At 56.7% G+C, this 3,578-nt stretch carries 4 protein-coding genes and 1 pseudogene; 3 read left to right on the forward strand and 2 right to left on the reverse strand.

The genetic code is table 11. The annotated features are described in order from the left end of the window. The first annotated feature begins 329 nt into the window (after window positions 1-329). Window positions 330-1,286, forward strand: coding sequence for a hypothetical protein (locus tag AUR66_RS06200; RefSeq protein ID WP_058571616.1), 957 nt, complete (start codon window positions 330-332; stop codon window positions 1,284-1,286). A 136-nt stretch (window positions 1,287-1,422) separates the two neighbouring features. Here AUR66_RS06200 and AUR66_RS20440 read toward each other — a convergent pair whose 3' ends face one another. Then, entirely contained in the window at window positions 1,423-1,992 is a 570-nt protein-coding gene (locus tag AUR66_RS20440) for a hypothetical protein (protein ID WP_082682140.1), read from the reverse strand. Beyond that, a complete protein-coding gene (locus AUR66_RS06210; protein WP_058571618.1) occupies window positions 1,992-2,357 on the reverse strand; it encodes a hypothetical protein in 366 nt (121 codons plus the stop codon). The genes AUR66_RS20440 and AUR66_RS06210 overlap by 1 nt, the downstream gene beginning before the upstream one ends. Window positions 2,358-2,401: 44 nt before the next feature. Between AUR66_RS06210 and AUR66_RS20445 the strand changes: the two genes are divergently transcribed. Both AUR66_RS20445 and AUR66_RS23245 read left to right on the forward strand, forming a co-directional pair. Further along, window positions 2,402-2,851 carry a hypothetical protein gene (locus AUR66_RS20445; RefSeq protein ID WP_082682141.1) on the forward strand — a complete coding sequence of 150 codons (450 nt, stop codon included), beginning with the start codon at window positions 2,402-2,404 and terminating at the stop codon, window positions 2,849-2,851. Window positions 2,852-2,981: 130 nt separating this feature from the next. Further along, window positions 2,982-3,200 (forward strand): annotated as a pseudogene (locus tag AUR66_RS23245) (hypothetical protein); the annotation flags it as partial. Window positions 3,201-3,578 lie beyond the last annotated feature (378 nt).

Here is a 3,578-nt window from a genome sequence, read left to right on the forward strand (position 1 = left end):
TACCAAGAGCGGCTCGTCGCAAACAGCGAGCAACGCGAGTCGTGAGCACGGAGGGCACAGGGCGGCGAGCGGGGCGTGCCGTTCGTACCATACCGAACTACCGACGTGCATCGGTGACTCCACAACAGACCACGGGTGGGACCGAAAGGGGCCGAGCGCTCGGCGTGCCCCGACGACGCAAGCACCGCAGGAACGAGGCGCGCAGCGAGTCGCGGCCGTCGAGCGTCCGGGGGCTTTCAAAAAGGATCTATCTGACTCACCCCCGGAGTTTTGGCTGCCATCTTCTGTGCGACACAAAGCTTTTCCAGCATCTCTGACAGGTCTTGAGTATGCGCCGACGCGCCCTCGTCGCGGCCGCCGCCTCGTCTCTCCTCGCAATAGTCGCTGGCTGCACCAGCCCCGGTGGGTTCAGTGGTAGCAACGCCGTCGCGGAAGCCCCAACAGCGCGGCTCGAACTGACGACGGTCGCAGACGCAAAACTCCCGACGAAAGTACTCTATACAGTCCGTCCAGCGGAAGGCAACGACGCAACGGCCCAACTGTTCGACCGCATCCTTGACGGCGGCACGAAAGCGAAGGCAACCCGGCCGCCACTCCCCGAACAACAACATATTGCCTACCAAGAGGGGGTCTACGAGCTATCGTACGAAGTGGTCGCGGAAACGCCGGCCACCAGATATTCCGTGAAAGTGGATATCGTCACAGACTCAGTGATCGACGCAGAGGCCATTCAGTTCGGCGATCTCCCCGAAGTCGATCAACAAGAATTTGCTGAACATGGACTCGCTGATGGTGACACGGTCGGTATCGGAACAACGTTCCTCTATACGGACAGCGAGCGCGAGCAGTCTGTCCTCGTCCCCGAATCGGAGTACTCGCATATCACTTGGGACGATGGGACTGAAGCCGAATGGGTCGTCGACGACGCCTACGACACGACGCTGAACACCTATCAATACACTGCTGAACACGTAGCGACGGCCGCCGACTACGACCAACAGATGCGCGAGCGGTTTACATTCGAACTCTCAGGACTTCCGGAGGCCCAGCGAGAGATCGTCGAAAAGGCAATTGCAGACGGACAGTACATTGTCGGCCCCGACGAGACGCCGTCTGATGCACTTGTAGCACTCGCCGACCGGTTCCGAGGGCACGAACAGGCTCATGGACTCGACGAGGACGGCGAAGGCGACCTAAGCGGCACATATCTGGTTCGATACCAGGGGAACGTGTACTGGACGACGCTCGTCGTCCAGCGCGACGCATTTCAGACGACCGCAGGCTGAACGAGGAGGACTGCTCCAAAGAGCGGGAGACACAACAGCCATCGGGCGGGCCCTGTTCTGCAGGAGGTTTTACAATTTCGAGCATTCCGACATTAACCAACAGCGACACAAGAAGAACGAGTGGTGTTGGTTATGATTATTCTAAGATGCCCAGCAATTGCGCGACGTAAGAGCTGTTCTCCCAGCTTCGATGCGGGGAAATCGTCGTGATGAGTGTCCGTGCCTCTGTGCGAGTCATGTGGGCGTTGCGAGCGTAGTCACAGATGAGTCGTGGCGTCGGAACAATTCGTGGACCACGCAGGACGGCATGGATAAGTGCAAAATTCGTCCCACCAAACTCGTCAGTCAGAAAGCCGTCTACATCAAGCGCATTTGCAAGGACAATTCCGTCAGTTTCGCCATCATCAAGGCCGAATGTCGGGCGCTCGTCGGGTGTGTCCTCCCGTTCATACGGGTCTTCGACCGTGTAGTAGTCTTGAGCAGCCAAAACGTTAGTCGCCGCTGCACCGTGGATGTCTTGGTACTGTGCTATGTCCCGCAATTCTGCGACTACTTCGGGTGGCACAGTAACGTCACACGACGTGAGAACGTACTGAAGTGGGTCTGGAGCGGTGTCGGTGTCGTAGTCAGGGTCAGCACGGGGGACGGCGAGGCTCACAAGTGAACTTGTGTCGGCGACTGCTGTCCGGAGACGTGGCCTGCCCATCACTCGTTCGCGTCAGTGGTTTCGGCCGTTGTCGCGTCTCCACCGTAGATATCAACGTCTTCAGGTGCTGCCAAGTCCAACGGCTCACCTTCAAGATCTGCTTTGAGCAGACGGAGTCGCTGGGCTGTCTCAGCACCGACAAGCTGTTTGACCGTCTCGAAGTCGATTTGATCATCGTAGTACTTCGTCGCGGCCAATTCTTGGACGGTTTCGCTGTGAGCGGTATCTTCGATGTAGTCACGGATCGCTTCTACGAGGAGGTCAGTCCGATCCTTGTCGAACAAGTCGGCAATCGCATCGAGACGCTCCACGAGGTACTCGGGAGACTGGAAGTGGACTCGCCGGGGTTTGTCACTCGCGCTCATTTCATGTGCAAGTTCTGCACACAGGAGAATAATGGTTCCGCTCGTTGCACATAGCTTGCACATCAATATACCAGTGTACTAGCTGGTATCTTCGCGAGCAGGGGCCACTCATCGAACTCGGTGCGTGGAAGGGCTACTGGGCGTACGGACTCGACAACCGCGGAGTCGACATTACTGCCTACGACATCGATCCAATCCTCGACCCGTGGTTCCCAGTCGAGTCTGGTGACCAAGATGTCTTGCTGGAGTACGGCCAAGCAGAGACACTCGTTCTTTGTTGGCCACCGGTTGGGCCGATGGCCTACGAGGCTCTGCTCCTCCACGACGGTGATGTCGTCTACATCGGCGAACGACCCGGAGAAGGATACAAGGCGTTCGCAGATATGCGATTTTTTGACGTCCTTACGGCTCGTTACGAACACGTCGCCCAGATTGACCTGCCGAGCCATCCAGGTGCAAAGGACGATATTCACCATTTCCGGCCACTGGATTGAGAGCATGTGAACGCCAGATCAAATTCGATAGCAGTCGAATATCACTCTTAGGACCAACTCAAAAGCAACCAGTATCGGCTGTCGCCTGAACGACGATTGCTGGAGAACGGCGTCGGTGAACATCACCACAATAGAGCGTGTCGACGATCTGCCCACAGCCGGCACAGACGACCAGGGTCGGATTTGGACCGAGTACACGAACAAACGCGTGACCGTCGCTATCGTGGAGGTCGAAAACGATTACCCCGACGAAGATGACATGGCCGCAGCCTATCGGAATGCATCCGAAACTGCAGAATCACTGGCGGAGGAGTGGGACGACACGTCGAGTGAGGCGTGGAGCGAGCTGACCAAAAAATGGTATCAAGAAGCTACTAGAGTTTTTTCCATAATAATTGAATTTGTTGGCGTATGGACAACTCTTACAGTTAGTGTATCGCCCACAGCGAGCGAACACGCACCATTGGCAATTCGGAACTCTGCTGTCTCGCCCGCAGTCCACTGACCGTCGACGACTTTACCATCTTCTCCAATCGGACCCGATACGCTATTGTAGCTATTATCAAAGATGTCATCACCCCTGACGTACTCGGAAGTTGGCCGCGGATCGCCATCGCTCGCTGGAAGGTTCACGAGCCGTCCCTGTAATCCACAGGCCTGGACGATAATCTCAATCTCGTCGACTGGAACCGTATCGCCTGCCTCGTGAGTTAGCTGAACGATTTGG

This window comes from Haloferax profundi (genome assembly GCF_001469865.1).
Classification (GTDB): domain Archaea; phylum Halobacteriota; class Halobacteria; order Halobacteriales; family Haloferacaceae; genus Haloferax; species Haloferax profundi.